This is a genomic window from Kosmotoga sp., from assembly GCF_982836095.1.
The window spans coordinates 7,252-34,199 of sequence record NZ_CEYIHJ010000001.1 but is presented as its reverse complement, the minus strand read 5'-3'; the positions used below and the strand labels follow the sequence as shown (position 1 = coordinate 34,199).

General features: G+C 41.6%; 26 protein-coding genes and 1 pseudogene. 12 read left to right on the top strand and 15 right to left on the bottom strand.

What is annotated here, in order from left to right; genetic code table 11:
• The 7 genes and pseudogenes from AC3LHT_RS00195 to AC3LHT_RS00165 form a co-directional block, all read right to left on the bottom strand.
• Positions 1 to 494: pseudogene (locus AC3LHT_RS00195) on the bottom strand (methionyl-tRNA formyltransferase); the annotation flags it as partial.
• Positions 491 to 985, bottom strand: a complete 495-nt coding sequence (def, locus tag AC3LHT_RS00190; protein WP_290646624.1) for a peptide deformylase — start codon at positions 983 to 985, stop codon at positions 491 to 493. The pseudogene AC3LHT_RS00195 and the gene def, both read right to left, overlap by 4 nt.
• 4 nt (positions 986 to 989) lie before the next feature.
• Positions 990 to 1,745, bottom strand: coding sequence for a 5'/3'-nucleotidase SurE (gene surE / locus AC3LHT_RS00185; RefSeq protein ID WP_366011440.1), 756 nt, complete (start codon positions 1,743 to 1,745; stop codon positions 990 to 992).
• A gap of 652 nt (positions 1,746 to 2,397) precedes the next feature.
• The gene (locus AC3LHT_RS00180; RefSeq protein ID WP_488661622.1) at positions 2,398 to 2,949 is read right to left on the bottom strand and encodes a hypothetical protein; all 552 of its coding nucleotides are present in this window, start codon (positions 2,947 to 2,949) and stop codon (positions 2,398 to 2,400) included.
• Between the two features lie 13 nt (positions 2,950 to 2,962).
• On the bottom strand, positions 2,963 to 3,232 hold the full coding sequence (locus AC3LHT_RS00175) for an acylphosphatase (protein ID WP_488661621.1): 270 nt from the start codon (positions 3,230 to 3,232) through the stop codon (positions 2,963 to 2,965).
• Between the two features lie 24 nt (positions 3,233 to 3,256).
• Positions 3,257 to 3,898 (bottom strand): lactate utilization protein, encoded by a 642-nt coding sequence (locus tag AC3LHT_RS00170; RefSeq protein ID WP_488661620.1) that lies wholly within the window; start codon positions 3,896 to 3,898, stop codon positions 3,257 to 3,259.
• 27 nt (positions 3,899 to 3,925) lie between these two features.
• The gene (locus AC3LHT_RS00165; RefSeq protein ID WP_290646911.1) at positions 3,926 to 4,243 is read right to left on the bottom strand and encodes an SCP2 sterol-binding domain-containing protein; all 318 of its coding nucleotides are present in this window, start codon (positions 4,241 to 4,243) and stop codon (positions 3,926 to 3,928) included.
• Between the two features lie 112 nt (positions 4,244 to 4,355).
• Between AC3LHT_RS00165 and AC3LHT_RS00160 the strand changes: the two genes are divergently transcribed.
• Positions 4,356 to 6,638 carry a glycoside hydrolase family 31 protein gene (locus AC3LHT_RS00160; RefSeq protein ID WP_488661619.1) on the top strand — a complete coding sequence of 761 codons (2,283 nt, stop codon included), beginning with the start codon at positions 4,356 to 4,358 and terminating at the stop codon, positions 6,636 to 6,638.
• Here AC3LHT_RS00160 and AC3LHT_RS00155 read toward each other — a convergent pair.
• The gene (locus AC3LHT_RS00155) at positions 6,628 to 9,111 is read right to left on the bottom strand and encodes a gluzincin family metallopeptidase (RefSeq protein WP_488661618.1); all 2,484 of its coding nucleotides are present in this window, start codon (positions 9,109 to 9,111) and stop codon (positions 6,628 to 6,630) included. The genes AC3LHT_RS00160 and AC3LHT_RS00155 overlap by 11 nt on opposite strands.
• 68 nt (positions 9,112 to 9,179) lie before the next feature.
• Between AC3LHT_RS00155 and AC3LHT_RS00150 the strand changes: the two genes are divergently transcribed.
• From AC3LHT_RS00150 to AC3LHT_RS00140, 3 genes are read left to right on the top strand one after another with little or no spacing between them, the layout of a single operon-like run.
• Complete coding sequence (locus AC3LHT_RS00150; protein ID WP_290646908.1) at positions 9,180 to 9,686, top strand: ECF transporter S component; 507 nt, start codon at positions 9,180 to 9,182, stop codon at positions 9,684 to 9,686.
• Positions 9,683 to 10,597, top strand: coding sequence for a DMT family transporter (locus AC3LHT_RS00145; RefSeq protein WP_488661617.1), 915 nt, complete (start codon positions 9,683 to 9,685; stop codon positions 10,595 to 10,597). The genes AC3LHT_RS00150 and AC3LHT_RS00145 overlap by 4 nt, the downstream gene beginning before the upstream one ends.
• Positions 10,594 to 12,615, top strand: coding sequence for an alpha-amylase family glycosyl hydrolase (locus AC3LHT_RS00140; protein WP_488661616.1), 2,022 nt, complete (start codon positions 10,594 to 10,596; stop codon positions 12,613 to 12,615). The genes AC3LHT_RS00145 and AC3LHT_RS00140 overlap by 4 nt, the downstream gene beginning before the upstream one ends.
• A 61-nt stretch (positions 12,616 to 12,676) precedes the next feature.
• On the opposite strand, the gene AC3LHT_RS00135 is transcribed toward AC3LHT_RS00140, so the two are convergent.
• A complete protein-coding gene (locus tag AC3LHT_RS00135) occupies positions 12,677 to 12,877 on the bottom strand; it encodes a cold-shock protein (RefSeq protein WP_068346760.1) in 201 nt (66 codons plus the stop codon).
• A 164-nt stretch (positions 12,878 to 13,041) separates the two neighbouring features.
• Between AC3LHT_RS00135 and AC3LHT_RS00130 the strand changes: the two genes are divergently transcribed.
• Genes AC3LHT_RS00130 through AC3LHT_RS00120 form a run of 3 tightly spaced genes read left to right on the top strand, consistent with a single transcriptional unit; the run spans position 13,042 to position 15,092 of the window.
• Positions 13,042 to 14,115 carry a DUF362 domain-containing protein gene (locus tag AC3LHT_RS00130; RefSeq protein ID WP_488661615.1) on the top strand — a complete coding sequence of 358 codons (1,074 nt, stop codon included), beginning with the start codon at positions 13,042 to 13,044 and terminating at the stop codon, positions 14,113 to 14,115.
• Between the two features lie 17 nt (positions 14,116 to 14,132).
• Entirely contained in the window at positions 14,133 to 14,858 is a 726-nt protein-coding gene (locus AC3LHT_RS00125; RefSeq protein ID WP_290666962.1) for a class I SAM-dependent methyltransferase, read from the top strand.
• Positions 14,859 to 15,092, top strand: a complete 234-nt coding sequence (locus AC3LHT_RS00120) for a DUF2905 domain-containing protein (RefSeq protein WP_290646903.1) — start codon at positions 14,859 to 14,861, stop codon at positions 15,090 to 15,092. It abuts the gene before it with no gap.
• Here AC3LHT_RS00120 and AC3LHT_RS00115 read toward each other — a convergent pair.
• Positions 15,085 to 15,546, bottom strand: a complete 462-nt coding sequence (locus AC3LHT_RS00115; RefSeq protein ID WP_488661614.1) for a DNA polymerase IV (family X)-like protein — start codon at positions 15,544 to 15,546, stop codon at positions 15,085 to 15,087. The genes AC3LHT_RS00120 and AC3LHT_RS00115 overlap by 8 nt on opposite strands.
• Before the next feature lie 42 nt (positions 15,547 to 15,588).
• Between AC3LHT_RS00115 and AC3LHT_RS00110 the strand changes: the two genes are divergently transcribed.
• The 5 genes from AC3LHT_RS00110 to AC3LHT_RS00090 all read left to right on the top strand — a co-directional run bounded on the left by AC3LHT_RS00110 (position 15,589) and on the right by AC3LHT_RS00090 (position 20,012).
• Positions 15,589 to 16,776 (top strand): glycerol-3-phosphate acyltransferase, encoded by a 1,188-nt coding sequence (locus AC3LHT_RS00110; protein WP_488661613.1) that lies wholly within the window; start codon positions 15,589 to 15,591, stop codon positions 16,774 to 16,776.
• A gap of 45 nt (positions 16,777 to 16,821) precedes the next feature.
• Positions 16,822 to 17,916: a nucleotidyltransferase family protein gene (locus AC3LHT_RS00105; protein WP_488661631.1), complete on the top strand. Its 1,095-nt coding sequence runs from the start codon at positions 16,822 to 16,824 to the stop codon at positions 17,914 to 17,916.
• A 1-nt stretch (position 17,917) separates the two neighbouring features.
• Positions 17,918 to 18,346, top strand: a complete 429-nt coding sequence (locus AC3LHT_RS00100; RefSeq protein WP_290646900.1) for a GNAT family N-acetyltransferase — start codon at positions 17,918 to 17,920, stop codon at positions 18,344 to 18,346.
• 15 nt (positions 18,347 to 18,361) lie between these two features.
• On the top strand, positions 18,362 to 18,565 hold the full coding sequence (locus tag AC3LHT_RS00095; protein WP_290646899.1) for a hypothetical protein: 204 nt from the start codon (positions 18,362 to 18,364) through the stop codon (positions 18,563 to 18,565).
• Positions 18,566 to 18,653: 88 nt separating this feature from the next.
• Positions 18,654 to 20,012: an HD domain-containing phosphohydrolase gene (locus AC3LHT_RS00090; RefSeq protein WP_290646898.1), complete on the top strand. Its 1,359-nt coding sequence runs from the start codon at positions 18,654 to 18,656 to the stop codon at positions 20,010 to 20,012.
• Here the strand turns inward: AC3LHT_RS00090 and AC3LHT_RS00085 are convergent.
• The 5 genes from AC3LHT_RS00085 to AC3LHT_RS00065 form a co-directional block, all read right to left on the bottom strand.
• Positions 20,009 to 21,082 carry a protein-glutamate methylesterase/protein-glutamine glutaminase gene (locus tag AC3LHT_RS00085; protein WP_488661612.1) on the bottom strand — a complete coding sequence of 358 codons (1,074 nt, stop codon included), beginning with the start codon at positions 21,080 to 21,082 and terminating at the stop codon, positions 20,009 to 20,011. The two genes, AC3LHT_RS00090 and AC3LHT_RS00085, sit on opposite strands and share 4 nt — an antisense overlap.
• Entirely contained in the window at positions 21,054 to 22,499 is a 1,446-nt protein-coding gene (locus tag AC3LHT_RS00080) for a chemotaxis protein CheW (protein ID WP_488661611.1), read from the bottom strand. Before AC3LHT_RS00080 ends, AC3LHT_RS00085 begins: the two co-directional genes overlap by 29 nt.
• A gap of 14 nt (positions 22,500 to 22,513) precedes the next feature.
• Positions 22,514 to 24,442 carry a methyl-accepting chemotaxis protein gene (locus AC3LHT_RS00075; RefSeq protein ID WP_290646895.1) on the bottom strand — a complete coding sequence of 643 codons (1,929 nt, stop codon included), beginning with the start codon at positions 24,440 to 24,442 and terminating at the stop codon, positions 22,514 to 22,516.
• A 14-nt stretch (positions 24,443 to 24,456) separates the two neighbouring features.
• The gene (locus AC3LHT_RS00070) at positions 24,457 to 25,857 is read right to left on the bottom strand and encodes a GGDEF domain-containing response regulator (RefSeq protein ID WP_488661610.1); all 1,401 of its coding nucleotides are present in this window, start codon (positions 25,855 to 25,857) and stop codon (positions 24,457 to 24,459) included.
• A 34-nt stretch (positions 25,858 to 25,891) separates the two neighbouring features.
• Positions 25,892 to 26,948: chemotaxis protein CheA (locus tag AC3LHT_RS00065; protein ID WP_488661609.1), on the bottom strand; the 1,057-nt coding region annotated here is incomplete at its 5' end.

Genomic DNA, 26,948 nt, shown 5'->3' with positions numbered 1-26,948 from the left:
TTCAGTGTACCGAAATTATCTTCAGGAAGGATTTCAATCTCCTTTGCCATTGCTATCGGACCGCTATCCATTCCTTCATCTATCTTGAAAATGGTTATTCCGGTTTTCAGTTCTCCAGCTTCAAGGGCTCTTTGGATGGGGGCAGCTCCTCTGTACTTTGGCAAAAGCGAGGCATGAACGTTGTAGCAACCTAAAGGAGGCAGTTCAATAACGCTTTTCTTTAGCAGTTTTCCATAGGCAACAGTAATTATTACATCGGGAGAAAGAGAGTTGAGAATTTCAAATCCTTCACCCTTATTCACACTCTTTGGTTGAAATACAGGGATCTTATTATCGTAAGCAACGAGCTTCACCGGGGTTGGAGAAAGTTTTCTTCCTCTCCCCTTTGCTTTATCTGGTTGAGAAAAAACACCAACGACATCCCATGGCCCTTTTAGCAGAACTTTCAAATGCTCTGCGGCAAATTCCGGAGTACCCATGAATACAACCTTCATTTGGCTACTTTCCCCTTTATGATGCTGTTAAGTTTCGGTCTCAATAGAGCTTTTTTTGCTGGTGAGAGATAGTCGATAAAAAGAATTCCATCCAGATGGTCGTATTCGTGCTGCACTATTCTTCCTGCGTAGCCTTCAAAGAGCTCTTCATGTGTCTCTCCTTTTATATCTTGAAAGCGCATTTTCACCCAGGAAGGTCTGATTACATTAGCATATATGCCCGGAATACTTAAACATCCTTCTTCTATGCTGACTTTTTCGGTTCCTTTTTCGAGTATTTCCGGGTTGATTATTACCCTTGGCCCCGAACCGTCATCAAAAACGAAAAGCCTTTTTGAAACAGCAACCTGAGGCGCAGCAAGTCCTACACCGTCGTCTTCGTACATGGTTCTTGTGAGCTCTTCGACAAAACGTCTCAGCTCTGAATCAAAGCTTTCAACAGGTTTGGAGATTTCTCTCAATATGGGGTTACCTATGTAAATTACCTGCATATCATCATCCTCCAAGATCTATTTTCAACTTTTTCATGAAATCGAAATTCGTCATAAAAGCATATATGGGTGTTATGGATATATACCCAGCTCTCACAGCTGCATAATCTGAATCCTCTCCGGGATCATCTTCTATGACTTCGCCAAACATCCAATAGTAATTATTACCGTAGGGATCTTTGCGTTTTTCAAAATAATCTCTGAATCTTCTTCGACTCTGTCTCGTGATCTTCCAGCCTTTTATATCTTCGAGTGCTAATGAAGGCACGTTCACATTTAAAGCCGTAAATGCGGGCATATTTTTAATGTCAAACTTCCTCAGGAATTCAACCACGAAAAGCGCTGCTGTTTCATATTTAGGATCATTCCAATCGGCTGAGGATATAGCCATGGATGGCTTTTCCATTATAGCCCCTTCAAGAGCACCCGACACTGTTCCCGAATAGAGAATATCCGTTCCGAGATTCGGCCCGCGGTTTATGCCACTGATCACAAAATCAATATCGATATTTGAAATAGCAAGCAATCCAAGTTTAACACAATCCGCCGGTGTGCCGTTTATTGCATAGCCTATTTCTTTGTTACCCACTCTAACTTCCTTAGCCCAGAGCGGAGTTCTTATGGTTATGGCATGACCGGTGGCACTTCTTTCAACATCCGGAGCAACTACTAATACTTCATGTTCTTTGGACAATTCCTCTGCAAGGATGTTAATTCCGGGGGCCATAATACCATCGTCATTTGTCAATAGGATATTCAAGTTCATTCCCTCCTTTTTCATAACATATTTTACACCAGTTATTTTTCTTTGCTATTCACAAAGCGAAAAGTAAAGATAGTATGCTATGAAGTAGGAGGGGAGTAGATGGGTTGCAAGAGCTATATTGAGAGGGCAATAGAAGTTTCCCGGAAACAGCCGAGATTTATGAAATTGTCAAATCTGAAATGTCAAGATATCAAAGCGTCATGAAGAAGAGACACTGGGAATTGACCATGCTCTTTCGGGTGCAAATTTTGCACGAGCTCTTCTTTCTAAGAGAGGCTTTTCGAGAGAAACCATTAAGCATAACAGTATACTCTGTCACAGATATTCGAACTACAAAGTACCCAAGTTCGCAGAAGGGAAAATTCTGCAAGATGCCGATAGGCTTGATACTTTAGGTGCGATTGCTATCGCTCGCGTTTTTAACCACAACGGAATCAAGCGGTCACTCTTTTCACCAGAAATAAAACCCAAGAAAAAATATGATGGACTTTCTCTAACCTATATAAATCATTTCTTTGAAAAGGTCTTAAAGATCACTCCAGAGAGCTTTTGGACAGAATTTGCAAGGAAAATGGCAAAAGAGCGCTATCAATTCACACTTGAGTTTGTCAAGAAGTTCTTGAGAGAATGGTATGTTCTGGATTAACTAATATAGCCACGAATATTTTCTCTCAGCGTCCAATCTGCTGCCTTGAGCTACTGGATAGTCGAAGAGCAACTTTTCTTCAGTCTTATCAAAGGAAGGCTCTATTCCGAACATGTGATTCCAGGTGTTTACATAGATAACCGGTCTTTCGTCGATAAAACTCAGTTTATTTGCCGCAAATTGTGCTGAGCCATGTAAATCCTTTGTGTCCTTGAATTTGTGGCTTGCCGAGAAAACCCCGGGGAATTCAACAGTTTTGATGTGGCCACTGGAATCCAAATACAGGTTAAAAGTCTCTATATCCGCTACGCGCCCGTATTTGAAATATCTGTACACATCGTATAATATATCTACAAGAAAACAAGGGTGGTCTTCATCTTTGAAAACGACAGTTATAGAGATTTTCGAACTATCCAGCTTTTTGTAAAAGACCTCTATAATCCCGTTTTTCTGGTCAAAAACCGGCGTTGAGAAAACAGGCAGTGGAATCTGATTTTTGGCAATGCCCAAAACCGCTATAATTATAAACAGAATAACTATAAATCTCTTCACTTCAGTTTCCCCCTCAAGGTCTTATTTCAAACTTATTAAAAGGCATGTAGGGAAGTTCTTCTTTATCAACAGCTCTAACATCTGCATACACTGGCCCTCTTGACACTATTGCAATGAAACTTTCCAGAGTATCTTCTGGGCCTGAAGCATATATTTCCACTTTTCCATCGGTGGTATTTCTCACATAACCCGTGATGCCTAATTTCTTCGCCCTTTTGTATGTGAAATACCTAAAGCCAACCCCCTGGACCATCCCAGAAATGAGCAGATGGTATGTTCTCATTCCAACCCCTCCAGAAGAAAACTATTAGAGTCCAAGATCTTCCCCCACCAGTATCACCAAATATCTTTCTCTGTGAGCACTGCTATCACTTATTACAACATATGTTTCACAAATTCTCTGATTAGACCTGCAATCCATACATATGCCAGTTGTAGTGCAGGGAGTGTGATAGTTTAGCCTTTTGGCATTCATGGGAGAAATGTATTTGATTCTCTCCCTTGCAGCTTCCAGGTCCGGAACGATTTTATTGATACCAGCCACTATAATCACTCTTTCCGGGCCATAAATCATAGGCGCCACCCGGGTTCCGTGCCCATCCATCTGGACTATTTCGCCACGAACTGTGATGGCGTTAGCGCTACACAAAAAGTAATCAGCGTTGAAAGCCTCGTGCAGTATCTTTTTTCGCTCCTCGGCGTTTTTAGCCGCATACCTGTCGAGGAAATGATAATCGCTTCTCCTCAAAAAATCTAAAACACCCGTTTCGGTGAGAGTAAGCGAACCACCCACCGCTACAGAAGATCCAGCTGGCAGGAGCTCTTTCAACAGAGGAACAACGTCATTTTTGGTTTCAACATAACGCCCATTTATACCGTGCTTGGCGAAGTTTTCAAGTACAACCTCAGCAAGTTTTTGATACTTCCATTTGTAGAGTTCCTCTCTCATTTTCATCCCTCCGACGAATTTTTGTATTTATTCGAGAATTCTTCCAAATTTCAAAGCGAGGTCTAAGTTGCCTGAAATTTTTAAATCTCCCATCATAAAAGCAGTTGTTGGCTTCTTTTTCCCTTCGAGTAAGGAACTCAAAGTATTTTCATCGGTTTCAATAGTGCAGTCGGCATCGTCTATTTTCTGCTGTATTAACTCGAGTTTGCCTTCAGAAACAATAATAGAAATGTAAACGGGATAATCGGTGGTATTCACGATAATTTGAAAATTCCCACTGAAATCGCCAAAGGAATTTCCTTCAAGCCGTCCTTTTATATTTTCGATTATCTCTTTTATTGACAAAGAAATCCCTCCCTTCTGTAATTAGTCTAACATTACACTCTTCTATTTCAAAAAGGGAAAAGATAGCGCCCTATGTTAAAATCGATATAACCCCGAATAAAAGGTGATGTTGATGAATTACAAATTCAAAAAATTTCCCGGAAGAATACTCGAAATTGAGATAAAGTCTTCACCAGAGGATACTGCTTACGAAAGTGGTGCGGTAATTGCCAAACCAATCGCTGTCGTGGACAGACTGAGCTCTTTCTATTTTCACAATTCGAGAATAGAAAGAGATGAAAAGATTTTTACAATCAGTTGCCAGAAAGAAAAGTGGGCAGAGCTGAAAATAATGGAAACCTCAAAGGGGATAAGACTCATTATCGAGATAGAAGATGGAGATGGTGTTTTTGGCCTGGGTGAGGAAGTAGGCCCTTTGAACAAGAGAGGCCGAACCTATGAATTTTACAACACAGATGAACCAGAGCACGCATCGACAAAGACAAAACTGTATTCCTCTTTCCCGATGTTTATGGTTCTTTCACCCAAAAAAGCATTGGGTTTTTTTGTCGATTATCCAGGGTACAGCAAGATGGACATATGCCATGAAGAAGAAAACAAAATCATTATCGATGTAGCGGGCCAGGCTTTCAAGTTGTATCTCCAGGGAGATACTCCTGATGGGATCACCGCAAATTTTGTCGAACTGACTGGCAAACCGATACTCTTACCAATTTGGATGCTTGGTTACCAACAATCTAGATGGTCTTATCCAGATGAGAAGACTGTGCTTTCCATTTCCCGTGAATTCAGAAACAGATCTATCCCCTGTGACGTTATATACCTTGATATAGACTACATGGAAAACTTCAAGGTCTTTACATGGGATAAAAAGAAATTCCCGGATCCAAAAGCCCTTTTGTCAAAGCTCCGCGATATGGGGTTCAAAGTCATTACAATAGTGGATCCTGGTGTTAAAGTCGAAGAAGGATACGAATTATACGAAGAAGCAAAAGAAGCCGGGTATTTTTGTACGAATTCTGCGGGTACTCCGTTTGAGGCTTATGTTTGGCCTGGCAAATCTCACTTCCCTGATTTTTACAACGCACGGGTGAGAAAATGGTGGGGCGATAAAGTCTCCGAATTCAAGGCAATTGGGGTTGCTGGAATATGGAATGATATGAACGAGCCTTCCATATTTTTTACACCCGAATTGATAGAAGAGATAAAAACCACTGTTAAAAATCTCTCACCCGATCTGGGTATGCTAGCGGATTTTACCATCAATCAAATTCCTTACGAAAAACGATACAGAGACCATGGGAAAAAGTTTTTCCATAAGGACGACCATGGAAACGTAATCAGCAATCGACAGATTCATAACATTTACGGCTTTAACATGACCAGAGCTACTTATGAAGGGTTGATCAATCACTACAAAACCGAAAGGCCCGTGATTTTAACCCGCTCTGCTTACCCAGGCATTCAAAGATATGGGATTCTCTGGACCGGGGATAACGCTTCTCTCTGGGAGCAGTTATATCAAGAAATCCAAATGCTCCAATCTCTTGCCATAACCGGTGTCAATTTTACAGGATCAGATGTTGGCGGTTTCGGGGGTGATTGTAATGGCGAGTTGCTTGTTCGTTGGACTCAATTTGGAGTCTTCCAGCCTTTTTTCAGGAATCATTCAGCCATTGGCACGAGAAACCAGGAACCCTGGTCTTTTGGTGAGAAATACGAAAGAATAATAAAGAAGTTCATAGAACTGCGTTATGCCTTGCTTCCGTATATTTACAGTGCCCTTAAAGAAGCCCATGACACCGGCCAAATGATTGTAAATCCTTTGTTATACAAATGGCCGGAGGATGAAAAGACTTACGAAGCCGATGATGAATATCTATTTGGCCCATCGCTTCTGGTTGCACCGATCTATAAGGCAAATGCGACCGGGAGAACTGTTTATTTACCTGGAATGAGATGGATGAATTTCTTCAATGGGAGAATTTACGAACCCGGTTACCATTATATAGAAGCCCCGTTGGATAGCCTCCCGCTGTTCGTAGCTGAAAATTCTCTGCTTTCCATGACAGAGCCCTCTCAATACGTGGAAAAAGCCATCTGGAAAGGGCTTAAAATAATTGGTTTTGTAACCAGCAATGCTTCTATTTGTATTTACGAGGACGATGGAGTGAGTTTGAAATACCTTGATAAAGCCTTTTCAAGAAAGAGAGTCGAAATCTGGAAAACAGGCGATAAGCTTCTTGCCCGTATTCATCCTGAGGCAGGGGAATTGAAGACCTCTGAGCGGAAGATAAACTTCGAAATATTTGATGGAACACACACACATGTTGGTGAATTCATAGACAAGGGTGAAGGCGGTGTTGTTGAGCTCGAAAAGAAACTTAAAAACTGAGATTGAAGTAGGGTTTCAACTTCAAATTCTCTATACTAAAACCAAAGCTAAGCTTGACTGGATAACTTCCATAAAGGTTAAGGGATTCAAACTTGTATAATGTTAAAGAAAATTGTATTGGCTTAGCATCGAAAAGAAAAGAGAGCTTTCCACCGATACCTTGTTCAAAAAAGTATAACAGATTGAACAAGTCAAAATCTCTCGACCCCAGTAAAGCTTCAACACAAAAATTGGCTCCCAAAGCCAATTTTTCTTCACTTACGAGGCTACCAAAGTTGAAATCAATCGCTCCCGGGTTTCCAAAAAGTATAGCTCTTGCCTTTGTGCCTATTGCAAGTTGCAATGATTCATTCTCCCATTCAACAGATATGCTACCAGAAAGCTCCATTGTATTAACGCTAGATTGAACATCTTTGATCTTTATAAAATTCTTGAACATGCCTTTGCCGCCAATTAACTCAGTGGAATCAACATAGCCGAGATCAATATAACTACCAAAGAGCCCTGGAATGAAAGAAAAAAACATCCCTGCTTTTAAATAAAAAGGACCATCAAAAAGATTAGGAGTTTTGAGTTCACAGCGAAAATCAGGTTGTATTCCCGTAAAAAGGAGTTTGAATTCAACATCCATGGGATAGTACTCCATTGATTTTAGCTGAAATGAAATTTTTGGGGAGTTATTCATGGAATTGTACCCTGCCGCCACTGAAAGACTGGTCGTTGCGAGATAGTCTTCAAAGTACAAGCCAGCCCCCAAAAAATATGGAAATAGTGTTTCAAATCTCAGGTGTTTCAGCGGTTTATAAAATTCACCTTCGACAACTTTCTCATTTGATTTTCTCCGTATGGCTTTTCTTTCAAAGAACGACAGCTCTCTTTCCGGTTCTGGCAAAGCTTCAAAAATCTTGAATCCCTCTTTCTGCGAGGTGATAAGAAAAATCCCTTCGTGGGCCACAGGCCATAGAGCACTTCTGGGGAAACTCGCTAATAAGAATTGTTGCCCCGTTTCTGGATCAATTGAAAAGAGCTGGCTCCCCATTCCTCTTTCTGAAGCCACCAACAAACAACCATTTTCCCAACTACCTATGCTGAAATCACCGGTCGAGAGATATGAAACCATAGAGTGCTTCAAAAAATCATAGAAAAGTAGGTATTTGCTTCCTTTATCGTTTGCGCGAATCGCAAGAAAGCGGGCCCCGGGGGATAAAGAGATTTGCGAAATACTGAAAAGCTGATCTGGGGGAGCAAAAAGCACTTCATAGTTTCCTTTATCCATAAAAAGCAGCTCCAAAGTCGGAACATTGAACTTGTTTTCCACAACGATAGCTGTGTTTTCGTTTAATAACTGCACTCTCAATATGTGTTCATATGAAGTCCTTTTCAACTTCTTTTTTGAAATGTCAAAAATATACAATCGAGTTTGACTTCCTTCATTATCACGCTCCAGAAGGATAAGGCCAATGCTGTTGCCATTTATGTCAAAATCTACAATGGGATAAGCGGAAGAATATAACAGGGTGTTTTCAAAGTATAAATGATACAAGTGTCTTCTTCTGTCCAAAGTCGTGTAAAAGAGTCTGTCATTATCAACGGAAAGCTTCAAGATTTCTTCCATTTCAGTCGTTAAAGCAAGTGGCTGAAGCTTGTTGTAAGTTCCCGAATACTCATTGGCCATCTTTTGGAGGAATTCTGCTTTCAGTTCCTCGTAAGTTTTACCATACACTTCTCTGAAAGCAGTATCTATTCCAAAAATCCCGCGAATTCCGGATTTATATTTAAGGAATTCTACGAGCTTATCCTGCCCGTAATAACCAACAAGAAAATCGATAAAAGCATAACCGTAGTTATAAGCCGCTTCGTATCCAATAGGAGATCTTCCGTTGTTAATAGCATCATCGGAAAACAGCTGGTCATTTGAAAGCCCATCGACTAAATAGGGTAATCTTCTATAATCATATGAATCCGCTTTCATTATCTCGCTGCTGAACTGAGCAAACCCTTCTGACATCCACAATGGTTGTAGAGCATTTGGTGTAAGGTAACGCGAAATGAAAGGTCTTATAGCCCGAAGAAAATCGTTAACCATACCTAGCTGAAAAACATGACCAAGCTCATGTGAAATAACTGTTTTCAGCCAATAATCGTCCACTCTGTATGGATAAAAATCCCCGAGGGTTATTATTACCACCTTTCCGGATGAAAAAGCGTAACCGTTTGAATAATCCTCATATCCTTTGAGAATTAGTATTATCTTTTCCTCGGGTTTGTAATTGTAAAACTCTGAAAGTTCTTTATATGTCTCCTCGGAAATATCCACCACTTCGGTCATAACACTCGCAACCTCAGTATGGTATAAATATATAAAATGATCCGATTCGCTTTTCATCCACACAACGCTTCTAGCCGAAGCGGCAAACATGAAAAGAGGAAAAGCGACAAATATCAATATGACTAAAATCGTTATTTTTCTCATTTTATCACCATATATAGTATAGCCTAATTGCAAGTAAATCTAACATCTCGAAAGCAAGGAGGTATCTTATGAACAGAAAAATCACTGCACTCGGTATGTGGCTTGCTTTGGGTTTTATCGTTTCTCTCTTTTTTCATCAATTCCCTCTAAAAGTGGGACAGGTTTTGCTTCCTTTGCACTTTGTCGTGATACTCGCGGGAGCCATTTCCGGTCCATTTGTAGGGGGTATAACCGGGCTACTGACACCACTATTGAGTGCTTTGATCGTTGGTAAACCACCTATTCAACCTCCTATTGCTGTATTCATGGCATTTGAGTTGTTCGCTTATGGGCTCATAACAGGTTTCCTGACTGCGCGCGGCAAAAACATATATCTTTCAATGTTGCTGGCCTGGATTGCAGGCCGGTTAATATACGTTCTTGAAATCATCGTGGTGGCTCCAATGCTTGGCTTTCATATGGGAACTTTCTATGCACTCTTGATTTCCTATCTTATAGGGTTACCAGGTGTCGCTATACAGCTTTTTCTCATTCCGGTTGTTTTCAAAAGGATTAGAAGTCTTAAGCAAGCATGAAAAAACTACTACCTTATATCACAGGATTATCCGCATCGATGATCTTCGGATTTTCCTTTCTTTTCACAAAGACGGCCATCGATTTTGTAACGCCGTTTCATTTTCTGGCTTACAGATTTAGCTTTGCATTCGCTTTTCTGTCTTTCTTGAAAGCGGTGGGACTGTTAAAAACAAAAATATCGGTAAAAAGCTTGAAAGATCTGGGATTTTTGGCGTTCGTTCAACCTCTTTTATACTTTTCCCTGGAAATTACCGGTATCAACCTCACGACCTCCATGGAAGCTGGTATCATAATTTCAACGATTCCCGTCTTTGTGCTCATACTCTCGAGAATCTTTTTGAAGGAATTTTTGAACACCTTACAGCTTTTTTCCATGTTTCTTTCTATGGCAGGAGTGCTCTTAATAACACTTTCAAGAGGGTTGTCTTTTTCCAGAAATCTCGCTGGCGTGCTATTCTTGGTAGCCTGTTCATTTAGCGCAGCTATTTACAATATACTTTCGAGAAAGGCCTCCACAAAATACACAGCCGCGGATATTACGTACCACATGATGCTCTTTGGCTTTGTAGGATTTGGAACCATCGCTTTTTTAGGATCCTTAATAAACGGGGAAGTCTCTCTTTTCCTTCAAGGATTGGCTATCAAAGAAGTATTGATTTCGGCGTTATATCTTGGTGTCTTGTCTTCAGCGGTAACCTTCTTTTTATTGAATTACACTCTATCCAAAATACCTGCAACCCGGGCATCGGTTTTTCCATATGTTTCCACCGCCGTAGCTCTTTTTGCTGGTTTCGTGTTTCGAAACGAGAGACTCACATCGCTGGGCATAATAGGAGCAGTTATGATATTTTTAGGTGTATGGTGGATCAACGCCTTTGCATCAAAACAAAAACTGGAGGGGCTTAAATGAGTAAAACAGTATTGACTTTATTACTTCTCGTGATATTTTCCGGGATACTGCTATCAACAGATTTTTTCATCAGCTCTACTGAACAGCCATATATTTTTGGAGATTTCAACGGTTGGCAACCCATAAAAATGGAAAAGGCTGCTGGTAGCTGGTGGTATGCGGAAATCGAATTGAAACCGGGGATTTACCACTATTATTTATCAACAGAAAGCGGTAAAAGAATAACCGATCCTTTCAAAAATCACCAATCCGAAGGCACAGATATTCTGAACATAATTGAAGTGAAGAACCCGACCGATTTTTCTGGCATATCTGAAGGGGATTTTCGTTTTAAAATATGGGATAGAGATTACTTTAATCCCGTAAAACCAGGAGAGTTTTTCATCACTTTTCCGGTAGTGGAGAGGCTTTTTAATTCAACTTTTCTCATATTTAACGGGAAGAAGATAAAAATGAATCTCCTTAGAAACTACGATGGATATGATTATTTTAGGGTACACCTTCAAGATATCGAAAAACTGAATTTTTACTTTGAATTTTCCAAAGGTGATAAAAAACTTTATTTTGATGCCAACGGTCTTTCCGATAGCACCGTTACCTCCTTTTCCATATCTCAGGAAGATCTTCCTGTGGACTATTTTGATACCCCTGAATGGTCAAAGGGAGCACTATATTACCAGATTTTTCCAGAGAGGTTCGCCAATGGTGACCCCGAAAACGATCCTGAAGATTCCCAGAACTGGTATGCAGACCCCAAAAATGTTAATCTGGGTTCAAATGGCTTTTTCGGCGGGGATCTTCAAGGTGTCCTGAATCATCTGGACTATCTCGAGGGACTTGGAATCGATGCGGTTTATTTCAACCCTATCTTTGAAAGCCCTTCAAGTCACAAGTATGATACAGCGGACTATCTCAAAGTTGACGATAACTTTGGCGATTACAATCTTTTAAAAAAGCTCGTATCTGAGCTCAATTCGATGGGGAAGAAAGTGATCCTCGATGGAGTATTCAATCATACAGGAGATGAATTCTGGGCCTTTCAAGATGTGAAAGAAAAGGGAAAGGAATCGGCTTATTTCGATTGGTACTTTGTAAAGGGAAACAAACCCAGAAAATACAAGGGGCATGCGATGAACTACATAGCCTGGGGAGGCTACGGCGATATGCCCAAACTGAACGTCCTTAACCCTGAGGTGATCGCATATATCAACACCATTCTTGAAAAATACAACAACGCCGGAATAGCCGGTTGGAGGCTTGATGTTGCAGGGGAAATAAAGCCTGAATTCTGGCGATCGCATTTCAGGCCGACGTTAAAAGAGCTCAACAAAAACGCCCTAATCGTCGGAGAAATCTGGGGGGATGCGAAAGTATATCTCCAGGGCGATCTTTTTGACTCCATCATGAACTACCAATTTAGGGATGCTGTAATAGAATATGTTGCCAGAGCAGGCCATTCAGCCAGAAAGTTCGTCAATATGACTGACTATTACCTGAAAAGATATCCTCCACAGGTTTTGACATCATTGTGGAACATGCTTGACAGCCACGACACAGAAAGATTTTTGACAACAGTTTATAGCAACGAAAAGCTCTTCAAAATAGCGGTCGGACTTCAAATGACCTTCATTGGAAGTCCTGTAATCTACTATGGTGATGAAGTGGGAATGACAGGCGGCAAAGACCCGGACAACAGAAGGCCTATGCCATGGAAGGAAGAACTATGGAACAAAAGCATTCTAAATTACTACAAAAAGCTTATCACACTGAGAAAAGAACATCCTGCGCTGAGCAGAGGTGATTATAGCGTTATCAGTACTTCTAATTCATTGCTTGTCTATAAAAGAGAAATGGGTAATGATGTTTTAGTGATAATCGCCAATCCCGGCGATAAAGCAGAAAGGCTATCAGGTATAACCGGAAATCATAAAGAACTTCTTACTGGAGAGATTCTGGAAATGGAGGGGCTTTCCATTCCCCCTGAGAGTTTCATGATTTTTGAAGCTGCAAATGAATAACCAGGAACTCAAATAAAAAGCACCCGCTGAGCGGGTGCTTTTTCAAAGGCCGATTTATGTGTTATTCAATTGGGGTTACGTTTACAGCCTGAGGGCCTTTAGGGCCATCTTCGATTTCAAATTCTACCTGCTGTCCCTCATTTAATGTTTTGAAACCATCAACGTTGATCGCAGTGTAGTGGACAAAAACGTCTCCGCCCTCTTCCTTGGTGATGAAACCATAGCCTTTGCTGTTGTTGAACCATTTGACAGTACCTTTCACAGTTTTTTCCTCCTTGTTGCTTCCTGCTCCGCAGGTTATTATACCCCTTACGGGATAACCAAGTATAGCAGAATAAAAAAACTAAGTCAAGAAGCTTTCGAGGTGCCTAATATGCTGATTCAAAATGATATAATTATTCCGCAAAACAGGAAGGGGAGAGCTTGATGGCGAATGTGTATTTCACAGACCTGTCTACAAAGCCCGGCACCAACCTCATGAAAAAGCTCGAGGTTTTACTTGATAGAGCCGGAATTCAAAATACCGTTTTAGAAGGGCATTTTACTGCCATAAAAATTCACTTCGGTGAATATGGAAATTTGGCCTTTATCAGGCCTAATTTTGTCAGAACCGTTGTGGAGAAGCTCAACTCTATCGGTGCAAAAGCCTTTGTTACAGATGCCAACACCCTTTATCGCGGCAGTCGTTCGAATGCCATTGACCACCTTTGGACAGCTACACTGAACGGGTTTACCCCGGAAGTTGTGGGAGCCCCTATTATTATCGCTGATGGGCTCAGGGGAAGTAATGAAGTCGAAGTTGAAGTCAACGGCAATTATGTTAAGAGGGCTAAAATCGCATCTGCAATTGCTATGGCCGACTCCATTGTAGTGATGACACATTTCAAAGGGCACGAACAAACAGGCTTTGGCGGTACCATAAAGAATGTGGGAATGGGCTCGGCATCCCGTGCCGGGAAACTCGAACAACATTCTACATCAAAACCATATGTCAAAGCTGAAAACTGTACAGGCTGTGGCTTCTGCGCAAAAAATTGCCCGGTTGAAGCCATTGAGATCGCGAATAAAACCGCAGTTATAAATTACAATAAATGCATTGGATGTGGCCAGTGCATAGCCATGTGCAATTTTGATGCGATGTTACCCCGCTGGGACGAATCAAACGACATTCTCAGCAGGAAGATGGCAGAATACGCTAAAGCCGTTTTAAAGGACAAACCTGCTTTGTTTATTTCTTTTATTACCCAGGTATCGCCTGATTGCGACTGCTGGTCAATGAACAGGCCACCCGTAGTACCCGATATCGGTATAGCCGCTAGCACTGACCCGGTGGCTCTGGATCAAGCCTGTATGGATTTGATACTGGAAAAAAACCACGGGCACGACCCTTTTCTTGAGGTACATCCAGGTGTTAGCTGGAAAGAGCAGCTCGAATATGCGGAAAGCCTTGGGCTTGGAACGAGAAATTATGACCTTGTAAAAGTAATGGTTGAACTGTAAAGCTTTCGGAGGGGAATATGCCTAATCTATATTTTTACCCTGGGGCGCAAAATCCTGAATTGTATGAGCTGCAAAACTCCATGATAGACCCTGATCGAAAAGTTGAAAGATTAATGGAGCAATTCATTTCTTTGAAAGGAAAAGTCCTGGTGGATATAGGAGCAGGTTCGGGATTTCACGCTCACAGGTTCGCTGATAGCTGCAAAGCCGTTTACGCAATTGAACCCCTTTCAGGTATGCTGAAACAGCTCTATGAACGCCAGTACAGGAATTTCAAGTCAAACCTGAGCGTTATAAAGGGATTTGCTGAGAATATCCCCCTCAGGGATCATATCGCGGATGTCGTGCATGCAAGGCTTGCCTATTTTTTTGGCCCTTCTATGAAATACACAGAAAGCTGCGAGGAAGGCATTGAAGAAGTGAAAAGAATATTAAAGCCTGGCGGTTATTTTTTTAACATTCAAAACAACTACTCTGAAGGAACTTTCGCCGAATTTTTGAGAATCGCATATGGAAGAAGTCTGGATAATGTACAAAAAGCTGTCGAGAATTTTTTTGCAGAACACAGTTTTGAGCATGAACTTGTGAAAACAGTCTGGCGGGGAAAGAACAGGGAAGAGATCAAAAAAGCCCTGCTTCTTGAGTTTCCATATGAAGTCATAGACTCGATAATGCAACAATTTAAAGGCACGGAGTTCAGTTATTGCTTTAGTGTCTTTGTCTTGAAGAAAGGGGATCTGTAAATGGCTTCTCTGGAACGTATACTTCTAAAGATCGGATTGTTGTTGATTTTTGTTTCCATTATCTCATTCGCATTCAGGAAACTCGGTTTACAACTGGGCAAATTACCGGGTGACATAAAAATCTCCAAGGATGGCTTCGAATTCTGGTTCCCCTTAACTACTTCTTTGCTTATAAGTGGTGCAATAACAGGTATTTACTGGCTTTTCAAATTGCTGGAAAAACTCTTCAAATGAGCAGTTCTTTTATCTTCCTTTTTTCCGATTCCGGTATTTTAAACGCATCTTTGTGCTTTTCGAGGAATTCTACAATGCTTTCGGGCTTGATAATACCATAATCTTTCCATAACACGGAGATTATCTTTGAAGGGAGCTCGGTTTCTATGGACAGTTTTAGAATGGAATTTGGGAAGAGGGATTTCACTTCCTCAAGTTTCGAAATTTTTCCTTGTTCAAGGAACTCCAAGGATTTGCTGACCACAGCAGTACCTATTCCCTTTAGCTCTGACAGTTTTTTGATATCTAATTCGTTGAGTTCATCCTCGGGGAAGTTTCTTATTATGCGCGCCGCGAAGCGATACGCCCTTATTTTAAAAGGATTTTCCCTTATGATCTCAAGAAGCCTGGCAAGTATCTCAAATTGACGGGCCAAAGCGAGTTTCGACACTGTTTTCTTTTCATTCTTTTCCATTAGATCTCACCCTCTGGTATTATACTATCGGGGGTTGAAAAAATGTTAATCACGAGTTTTCTGGGTATCCTTTTTGGTTATCTTACAGGCAGCATTCTGCCAGCTTATTTTTTGACGCTCATTGTAACCGGTCAAGATATCCGGGAAAGGGGCTCCGGACACGCTGGCACCACAAATGTGTTGAGAGAAGTTGGTGTGATACCCGGAACATTAACGGCAATGGTTGATATTCTCAAAGGCATTGTTGCCCTGCTATTTGCCAGGAACATCCTTGGATTACCCGAGACGATAGCTTTTGCCAGTGGTTTCGCTGCAATACTCGGACATGTTTTCCCCTTTTATCTCCATTTTCGCGGGGGGCGTGGTGCGGCCACAACAACTGGTTTGCTGCTCTATTATCTCTTCAGGCTTGCCCCCTTTTACGAACCGCGGTTGTTACTCGCTGACCTGGGTTTTCTACTTGTACTGATCCTTTCTGCAATCTTGATAGCCAGAGAAGAAAACATGCTTGCGATTGTGATAATACCAGCATTCAGTTTCATCATACTCTTTCGCTTTTTTTCGGAAGCTGAATCTTTCTTTATATTAACCTGCAATACGTACATCTTTGTTATCAGTACCCTAAACATCAAAAAGTACAACCTTTTAAGGCTTGAAAACGAAGATTTCAGGTTGTGGAGAGTGCTCATAAGGCCTTTTGCATTTTCTTTCCCGGCGCTCAGTTTCTTCATGCCGGTTGAAAAGCTCATATTACTGATAGGTGTAATTCTCGCTCTCTTCGCTTTTCTCGATGTTTCAAGGCTTCTCTTTCATAAGGTGCAGCAGGTTCTGAACAGGATTTTCCCTCAGATGTATAAACTTTCTGAAAAAGAAAGGGTCTCAAGCATAACCGGATTCTTGCTCGGAGTTTTCATAGCCTTTTTGTTTTTTGAACAAAAGATAGCCATTGCCGCTGTGAGCTTTTCCATCTTCGGAGATATGAGTGCAAAAATTGGCGGTAAATTATTCGGTAGAAAGAAAATCTTTAACAAAAGCCCTGAAGGTAGCTTGGCATTCTTTACAGCCACCTTCGTAATTTCATATGTTCTTTTCCTATATGCCATAGTTCCCTTTTGGTTATCACTCGCAGGAGGTGTTGTTGCCACAATCGTCGAGCTGTTGCCCTTGCACATCGATGATAACGTTTCTGTCCCATTGCTCTCTGGTCTCGTTATGCACCTTTTTAGCTGATATAATATTAATACGTTGTTTTCAGGGGGGATCGTTTTGAAAGCGATGATTCTTGCGGCAGGTAAGGGAACAAGGGTTAAGCCTCTCACCAACCATATTCCCAAACCCATGATACCGATAATCGACAAACCCGTCGTGGAGTTTCTGATCGAACTGCTGGTAAAGCATGGCATCAAGGAAGTGATGCTCAACATATCTCACCTCGGCTGGAAAATTCAAGAATTTCTTGGTGATGGATATAGATACGGGATTCATATTGGCTATTCCTTTGAGGGACATTACGATGCCTCAGGCAATCTCATAACAGAACCCTTAGGCTCCGCTGGGGGTATGAAACGTATACAACAAAAATACGGGTTTTTCGATGAAACTTTCATTGTGCTCTGCGGCGATGCTATCGTGGATCTTGATATAACAAAGGCTCTTAATTTCCACCGTTCACACAATGCAATTGCCACAATAATCACCAAAGAGGTTCCCGCAGAAATGGTGTCAAATTATGGCATTGTTGTAACGGATATCGAGGGACGAGTCAAGAGTTTTCAGGAAAAGCCTTCTCCCCATGAAGCGTTATCCAGGGTTGCAAACACGGGCATATACATATTTGAACCGGATATCCTCAAATATGTGCCTACCGATACATTTTACGATATAGGGAGCCAGCTTTTCCCGGCGCTCGTGGAAGCAGGTGCTCCACTTTATGCGTTTAATATGGATTTTCAATGGCTTGACATAGGCAGAAATTCTGATTATTTGAAAATTCTTGAGATGGCTCTCAAGGAAGAAATAACCGGATTTGAAATTCATGGGAAAAGGCTTTCAGAAAAACTGTGGATTGGCGCTGGTACCAGAATCAGTCCTGAAGCAAAACTCGTTCCCCCTGTGTGGATTGGACCAGCTGCTGTGGTGGAGAAAAATGCTGAAATTATCGGCCCGGCATTAATCGGTGCAAATGCCGTAATTTCGGAAGGTACAGTTGTTAAAAACAGTTATATAATGGACTATGTGAAACTACTCCCGGGCATCACCTTTGAAAAGATGCTCATAAGCCCGGAATATTTCGTGAAGCTCAGCGGTGAAAATGGGACAATACCCTGCAGTCCTTACAATGCCTTTGTAAAAGACGTGAGGAGCCAATGACATGAGTGATTTCAAAATCAAGTTTGCCACAGAAGCCGATCGTGCCTTTTGCTCTGATGTTGATGCCGAACTTCCGGAGGCATTATTAAAAGAAAAGCTAAGAAAAAACGAGTTGATAATAGCAACAAAGGACAATCAGCCTGTGGGTTATCTAAGGCTCGAATATCTATGGCATAAAGTTCCTTTTATAGGCCTGATATACGTGCTTCGTGAATACAGAGGGCAAGGCTGTGGCAAGGAAATACTCCATTTTTTGGAAGACTACCTTAAGCTGAAGGGACATTCTTTTCTTCTCAGTTCCTCGCAAGCTGATGAATCAGCTCCTCAGCATTGGCATAGAAGCTCCGGGTTTTACGAGTGTGGCATTATCTCTGCCTTGAATGACGGGGGTATAGGTGAGATATTTTTCAGAAAAGACTTTAATGGCTGAAAGGATGTGGCATATATGACGGGTTTTCTTGCAATTATAGGGGCTCTTTTCCTCCTCTATCTAGCTATCAGGCATTTCCCGGCTCTTGTGGCAGTCGCTACCGGGCTTGGCGTTGTGGTCATCGTCATTTTCGTGATAGTTGGTATTGCCATTGTATTTTTGCCTATTTTATTGCTTTTGGGTTTGATCCTGCTGGTGGCAAGGCTTTTAACGCATTGACCATGGTATGATCGATGGCATTGCAAAGTTTCTCGTTTTGCCCTGACTATGGATTTGAAACAATCACACTTGAAAAGAGGCGAATGACATGGAAAATTCTACTATTCTCATAGTGAGCCGAAACAGGATCTTTGGAGTGTATCTCAAAAGGCTTTTCGAAAGTTGGGGTTGCCCAGAAACTTTCACATTGTCAAAAACCAGTGAAGTCATGGAGAAGATTGAACAATATGCCCCCGATCTCGCGGTAATTGACATTCAAGGGAAGGAAGAAAAAGAGTTTTTCAAACTTGAAGCCTGGTTGAAGGATAAATATAATATTCCTTCAGTATTGTTAATCCCGATCGAACTAATAGATTCCTTGATGGAAAAATCCATAGATGCTTCCTTTGGATACGTCTCTAAACCCTTTGAAGAAAAATTTCTTAGAATAAACATTCTTGCCGCCCTCAGGCTTTCAAAAGCTCAAAAAGAACTTCATGCAAACGAAGAATTTCTATCGACTGTTCTCAGGAGCATGAAAGAAGCCGTTGTTGTTCTGGACGATGCAGAAAATATAATCCTGGTAAACCCTGAGGCGGAAAAACTCCTTTCAAGGAAAAGCTCAGAACTCATAGGAAATAACGCCAGAAAAGTTCTGACCTTTGAGAGCTTTGAGGGAGAAGAAATAGAATTTTTTTCTGGAAAAGTACCCGCAGAATGTTATCTTATCGCCAAAGGGAAGATACCCGTATCTATTAATTATTCTCAGGTTAAAGGCAAGAATTTCCATGGTTGGCTTGTAACCATGAACGATATAACTGAAAGAATGCAATCGAGAAAAGAACTCAAGGAAAGCTATGAACGTCTTGAGAAGACTTTAATGGGAACAGTGAGAACAATAAGCAAGATAACAGAAAGCCGGGATAGTTACACGGCAGCACATCAACAGCATGTAGCTGTGATATCAGTGGAAATCGCAAAGCAGTTGGGATTTTCACATGATAGACTCAAATGGCTTTATATAGCAGCGCTTCTACACGATGTTGGGAAGGTTTCTGTCCCTTCTGAAATACTCTCCAAACCTACAAAACTGAATCATTTCGAAATGGAACTTGTAAAAATGCATGCTGAAACTGGCTACCAAATACTCAAAGACATTCCTTTCCCCATGAAATTAGCCGAAATCATCAGGCAACATCACGAACGGCTTGATGGCTCTGGATATCCGTATGGGTTGAAAGGAGATGAAATCTTGCTTGAAGCACGTATATTGGCTGTAGCAGACGTGCTGGATGCCATAACTAATCATAGGCCCTACCGGCCTGCCCTCGGACTTGAAGTAGCACTCGACGAACTTAAAAAAAACAGAGGTAAGCTTTATGATCCGCAGGTTGTTGATGCCTGCCTCAAAGCAATAGAAAAAGGCAAGCTGGTAATTGGTGCGTTGGAAGAAAAGGATTATTTCTAAGGAATTTGACCAACTTTTTTAACAATCTCTTCGGCGATTTTGTGAGAAGGCAAAACAGTTCTTGCGCCTCCAAGCTTAATCGCTTCTTGTGGCATTCCAAAGACTACAGCGGTTTCTTTGGATTCTGCTATCGTGTAGCCACCTGTTTTATTGATGCGCACCATAGCCCTTGCTCCATCGTCTCCCATGCCTGTCATGAGAACTCCGATGGTTTTATTTCCAAAGATTTCAAGAACCGCATCCATCATTATATCGACCGAAGGCATGAATGTATGCTTCGGTACTTTTGAAAGGTGAATGGCGTATTGGGAATCATTCAATTTTCTCAGTTTCAAATGATAGCCACCTTTACCAACATACACCGTTCCGGGCTTTATTGGTAAGTTCTCTTGTGCTTCTACGACTCTGAGCTGGCAGTATTTGTTGAGCCTTTCAGCGTAACTTTGCGTGAAAGAAGGGGGCATATGCTGCACGAGAAACACGGCAGCATTTAAGTCTGCAGGCAACTGGGGCAATACGTCATAAATGTTTTTTGGTCCTCCTGTTGAAATGCCTATGGCAATAGCATAAAACTCTGTTGGTAATACTTCACTGCCCAAAGCGGGTTTTGCTTTTATTTTCCTTTTTGGTGATTCGGTTTTCAGAAGTCTCAAAAGGGCTGTGCTTTTTGAATATTGCGCAGCTGATTTTACCTTTGATATGAGCGGGGTTCTTATGTTCATGAGTGTGGTAATAGTATTGCTATCTGGTTTGGGAACATAGTCAAAAGCACCGATTTCCAGCGCTTCCAGCGCTTCTTGTGAATTTTCCTGAGTTACAACTGAAACCATGATCACTGGGGCTATTGCTTCATCCACAATTTCCTTAAGAGCTTCTAATCCGTTTTTTTCAGGCATGATCACATCCAAAGTAATCACGTCGGGATGCAAAGCTTTCGCCGTCTTAACGGCTTCAAAACCATCCCTGGCAAATCCTGCCACTTCTATATTAGGATCTGACTCAAGCAGCGTTTTCAAAAGCCGGCGGGTAAGTGGCGAATCGTCAACTACCAGAACTCTGATTTTTTCCATAGGTGTTTTTCTCCTTTTTGTACTTCTTGATCCGTGAGTTTACTTTTCTTGCTTCATCAGCTCTCAAAAGTTTTTCTGGTTTGAGAAGAAATGCTGCTTTGTTTTCAATTTTCGTTGTGGCTTCTATGAAACGGGCAACCTCGGCTTCTTCAAAGCTCGCTGAAAGGGGCATGATTTCCTCTTTTGACAACGAATATATTCCCAAAAGCTTATCAGCTAGTAACCCAAGCGTCTTGTTTTTCTCGTATTCGAGTATTACAAGCTTTTTTAATTCTTCATTTAGGCCAAGGGAAAATAGTTTGTTGGTATCTATAATGGGTATTATGTTTCCACGCTTTTCCACAATGCCAGCTAAAAAACCAGGTGAGCGAGGGATTTTCGTGATATCTTCTTTGTTTTTTAGCTCTAATATGTGTTTCACATTCAACCCAAAAATCCATTCGCCAACATTGAAAAATAGATATTTTTCTTCTATCACACCAGCTGGGCTTTTCATTGCGGCTTCACCCACTTTCTTCTTATCTCCGGCAAATTCCGTTATTTCTTTATTCAGCAAGGCTTCAGGTGTAAGTATCAAAATCAGCGTACCTTCAGAACTGTAGGTTCCGGAAACTTCGGTGTGATTTTTGCGGCGAATATACGCCGGTGCCGGCTGTATGCTTTCCTTTGGGATCTTCATTATTCCGGCAACATCCTCTACCTGAAAAGCGACTTTCTGCCCTTTGTGCTGGACAATCAGCATTCTTTTTATGCTTCGCTGCTCCATGCTAAGAGCTTTGCTGGTATCTACCACAGGAATGACTAGTTGCCTCCAGTTAATAATTCCCAAAACACCAGGAGGGGGGTTGGGGACTTCTCTAACCTCCGAAGCCCTTGTTACTTCAGCTATCGCATCGAGTGGAAAGGCATACTCTTTCCCGGCAATCTTGAAAACAAGATAACCCTTCTCTTGCTGTTTTACCGTAGATGATACTGGGGTTTTCTTCGAAGCAGTGGATCTGAGACGACTTGTTTCTTCAACCCTTTTAACTTTTACCAAGTTCTCTGCATTGAGTAACCTTACTTCTCTATCACCTTCAAGATAGATCCCCTCGATGAACTCTTCTGAGGATTCCTTCAAATGTTCTTTCTTTAAAGTTTCTATTCCCTTTCGTTCTGTTACAAGAAAGCCTATATATTCACCATAATTGCAAACAACAAGCATCCCCGGCGTAATAGCAGAGACCTTCCCAAACAATTTCTGATGGAGGTCGATAACGGGTATGAAATTTCCCCTGAAACTGGTCACACCTGCGATGTACTCCGGCGTGAGAGGCACTTTAAAAAGTTCAGGCACTCTTATAACTTCCTCCACCCTTTTTAGTTCAAGGGCAAAAAGGCTTTCTCCCAGGGAGAAGAGAAACATCTTTTCGGTCATAATATCACCCCGAGCTACCATCTGGAACGAAGTTCATCAGAAACGGCTGCAATCTCTTCAATGGATTTCGTCAGTTCTTCCATGCCTTGTGCTTGCTCTTCAGCAGCTTTAGCTGTTTCCTCAATGGCAGATGAACTTTCCAGTATCGAGCTGTTAACCTGTTCTACAGATTTTTGCACTTGACCCATAGCACCTGCTATTTCGGTTGCCATGGAACCTATTTTCCCGAGTTTTTCCGATAAACTAACGGTAATAGTTTCAACTTCATTCAGCGATTGGATAAGTTTTTCCGATTTGAGTGCTTCTGCCATGACAATACGGCTGTTATCAGTTACCTCAAAGTACGCTTGATCCACTTCTCTCTGAATTGCATAAATCGCTGATTCGATCTCTTCGCCATTTCGGGCGGTTTCATCTGCGAGTTCTCTTATATCAGAGGAAACAACCAAAAAGCCTTCGCCAGGCTTTCCGATCCTTGCTGCTTCAACGAATCCGGTGACAGCGAGCATGCTCGTCTGGATGGATATCTTGTCTATTCTTCCTACGTTCCTGTTGATATCACGGGTAGTATTTGACAGTTCAATCAAGTTATCAGCTATGCTATTGAAAGCCTTTACAGACAGGTTTACCCTACCTATGAGGGCTTCTACTCTCTCACGGTTTGATAAAACAATTTCCAAAAGAGCCTTCATCATACTCACATCATCTGTGATTGTTTTGTCAAGCTCCGTTAGCAATTCTAGCGCTTCCTTACCCATGCTTCCCATGCTTTCCATTTGATGGGAAAGTTCAGAACTGGAGTAACTGAGTTGCTTGAGTGCAGTGCTGATTTGTTCAGAGCTTGCTGATGCCTCGTCTATGTTTGCGGAAAGTTCTTCAGCAGCAGCAGCAAGAATTTCGGAGGCCCTTTGTGGATCAACTGCCCCTCTTAAATCCATAGAGAGGTCCACAAGCTCCTGGGCAGCTAAGGTAATTTCAGAAAGAGCCTTTACCTGTTCATTTATGGATTTTGAAGATTCTTCGGAAGCAGCGCTTAGTTCTTCGGATGCAGCTGCTATCCTTTGAGCACCTGCAAGGAACCCACTGGATATTTCGCTCAATCGGTTGATGGACTGGACAGAAGATTTAAGATGTTCTACAAGCGTGTTGTATTTGCCGATAATTTCACCAAACTGAGCCGTGATTTCCGTGCTGTTTTCCACATCTTTGAGAGTGTCGGAAACGATTGATTCTATGTTCTTAACGACTTCGTCGATAGCTTTCTGGATTTCGTCAGCCTTTTTTGAAACTTCCACAGCAGTTGCCTCAGACATTTCTGCAAATTTTCGTATTTCTTCCGCAATGGCTCCAAATCCTGTCCCGTGCTCTCCAGCCCGGGCGGCCTCGATAGCCGCATTCAAAGACAAAAGCCCAACCTGATCAGCTATCTCCGCCACAGCGGAAACGATTTCTTTAACACTGTCGCTTTTTTCTTTCAATCTGTCAATAGTTCTTGCAGAGGCCTCATTTCTCTTGGAAACCTCAGACAGAGAGGAAATTACTGCGCTGACACTTTCAATCATCGCATTCACTCTAACCTGACTCAGTTTTGAGCTTTCGAAGATATCGTCGATCATGTCGAGAATGCTTTTGATATTTTTGTTTATCTGACCTATCGCAACTCTTGTTTCTTCCGCAGCCGATGAGGACTGCTCTGCCCCTGCCGCTATTTGCATCATCGACCTGTTGAGTTCCTCGCTAGCCGAGCTGATCTCTTGGACGCTGGAGAGTAGTTCTTCAGCTGCCGAGGAAACGCGTTCTGAAGCAGCAAGCCGTTTTGCCTCACTGCGGGCTTTAGCATGTTCCTTCGCCTTCTTTTCGATTCCCGATTTCATGTGACTTGAAGCAGTTTTGTTGCCAGCAGTATAAGATTTTGGAGTTTCCAGCTTCTTTTTTTCTGCCATGTTTTCACCCCCAGTTACTCCTCAGTTTTTATGCAGTTCTTTCCAGAAGATTTTGCCTTATAAAGAGCTTTATCCGCTTTCTCAATGATATCGTATAAGCCCATGCCATTCCTCACGGTTGCAAGACCCGCGCTAAAAGTTACCTGCAAGTTCTGCCCAAGAAGATTTTTCCAGTCCACATTTGAAAAACTCCTTTTCAAACGTTCAACAATTTCCAATGCTTCTTCAATCACTGTCCCTGGAAAGACCAATAAAAACTCTTCACCGCCATATCGACAGGCAAGGTCGGTTTCTCTGATATCATTCCATATGATCCTTCCAAATTCTCTGAGAACGTCATCTCCTACGTTATGTCCATAGGAATCATTTACCAATTTGAAATCATCAATATCAAGTATGCCTACGGCAAAAGGTATTCCAGTTCTTTCATACAATGAGAGCATTTCCTTTATCTTCATGATGCCCGCACGCCTGTTGGGCAAAGATGTGAGGAAATCGGTTTCCGAAGCGGCTCTTTGCTCCCAGAAGTTATTCATTGTATAAGTCAGAAGGCTCATGCTCTCCAGTGTGTAATCTATAAAATTTTCTAAAGAATCCTTGCTTTCAACACCCTCTATTAGGACTATTCCATTTTCTATGCCATCTGTTTTCAGTGGAAAAGTGAAAATATTTTTGAATTCAACAACTTTCGATTTCGATGATATTCCTTTAAAGTGCCATTTTGATGGCGTCAACGGGTTTAACAATTTGCCCATTAATAATTTCTTCAGCTCATTGGATGAATTCCCTATTTTGGGAAAGCTGTATATCCTTCCCGCAACGGGAGAAATGAACAACCACAAAATCACGTTGAAATTCACAAATTCTCGAATTAAGGCGCTCATTTGACTAACAACCCTATCCTCGTCCTCGAGGCTTTTAAGCAATGACAGGATTTCTCTATTTGTTGTTTCTATTTTTAACTTCTCTTCCAGCACGTCGGAAAGTTCGCCAAAGGGTTCTTTATGTATTTTGTATATGTCCCTGTGCCAGCCGCCGTGAAACAACTCGTTCTCTGCAAACACTATGATATTTTCCGTAAGCTTATTAAAATCCTCATCTTTCTTCATAAAGAAGTTGGCCCCACTTTTTTTTGCCCAGAATTGATTGACAAATTCTGAGGTGCCTGTGAGTATGAGAATTCCCACATCTTTAAAACTCGAATAGCTCCTGATAAGTTGCGTAAGCTGTATGGCATTCATTCTTGGCATCAAATAGTCCACGACAAGCACATCAGGCAAAAAACGAAAGAACTTATTCAAAGCATCAATACCATCAACGGCTGTTCTTACTGTAAATCCTGCCTTTTCCAGTGCAACTTTTAAAGTATTTCTCCACATGCTGCTGTCATCAACTACAAGAACTTTGTTTCTCATCAACAACGCCCCCTCGGCATTTTCAGCAGGTACATTAAAGCATATTTATCAGGGTATTCAAATCAATAAATAAAGCGAGCCCGTTTCTACCAAGAGAAATGGCTCCACTGAAAAGCCCTTTCAACAATCCGGGTAAGTGTTTTATGAGGAACTCTCCTTCCGAGATAATCTCATCGATAATCAGTGCCATTTCATCGCCATTTCTATCGGAAATCACAAAAGCCCAAAAAGAGTTCCTTTCAGATTTCCGAACTGAATCATCTTTCCCTGTTCCAAACAGCTCTGAAAGGTAGATTGAAGGGATACTTTTATCTCCAAGTTTCAATAACGAATAATCCCCATAATCCACTAATTCAGATGGAGCAAAGCTCAGCGTCCTTAAAATCTCATCGGATTTTATGGCGTATTTTTGATTTGACACTTCAAAAAGAATACAGTTCACTAATGAGAGTGTTAGCGGAATTGCCAGGGTGATGGTGGTTCCTTCGCCGCTTTTGCTGTTGAGCAGTACTCGACCACCCATATCCTCAACACCCCTTTTAACGGCATCAAGCCCTACCCCTCTGCCAGAAATCTCGGAAATTCTATCTGCTGTACTAAATCCGGGCAGAAATAGGTAATTTAGAATTTCCTGTGTTGAAAATTTCTTTAGATTTTCAGGCGCTACAAGCTTTTTTTCAACGAGCTTTTCTTTCACCGTTTCGACGGAAATGCCCTCACCATCATCCTCAACGTCGATAAAGATGAAACCGCCTCTATACTCTGCTCTAAGGAAGATGTGACCTTCTTCTGGTTTTCCGCGTTTTTTCCTTTCCTGCGGAGTTTTTATCCCATGGTCTATTGCGTTTCGCAAAAGATGTGTGAGAAGTGGAGCGAGGTTGTCTGCGATGTCTCTGTCTATTTCTACATTTGTTTTTTCCACATGGAGAAGTACTCTTTTTCCCTGCTTTTGGGCAAAGTTTCTAACGGTTAACCTGAAACGGTTAAACAGTTCATCGGCTTTGACTGCTCTGATGGAAATCACCATTCTGCTCATCTCGGAACTCAGTTTTTTCAGATTTTTAACGAGTTTTCTCTGAGTTTCAGGTTCT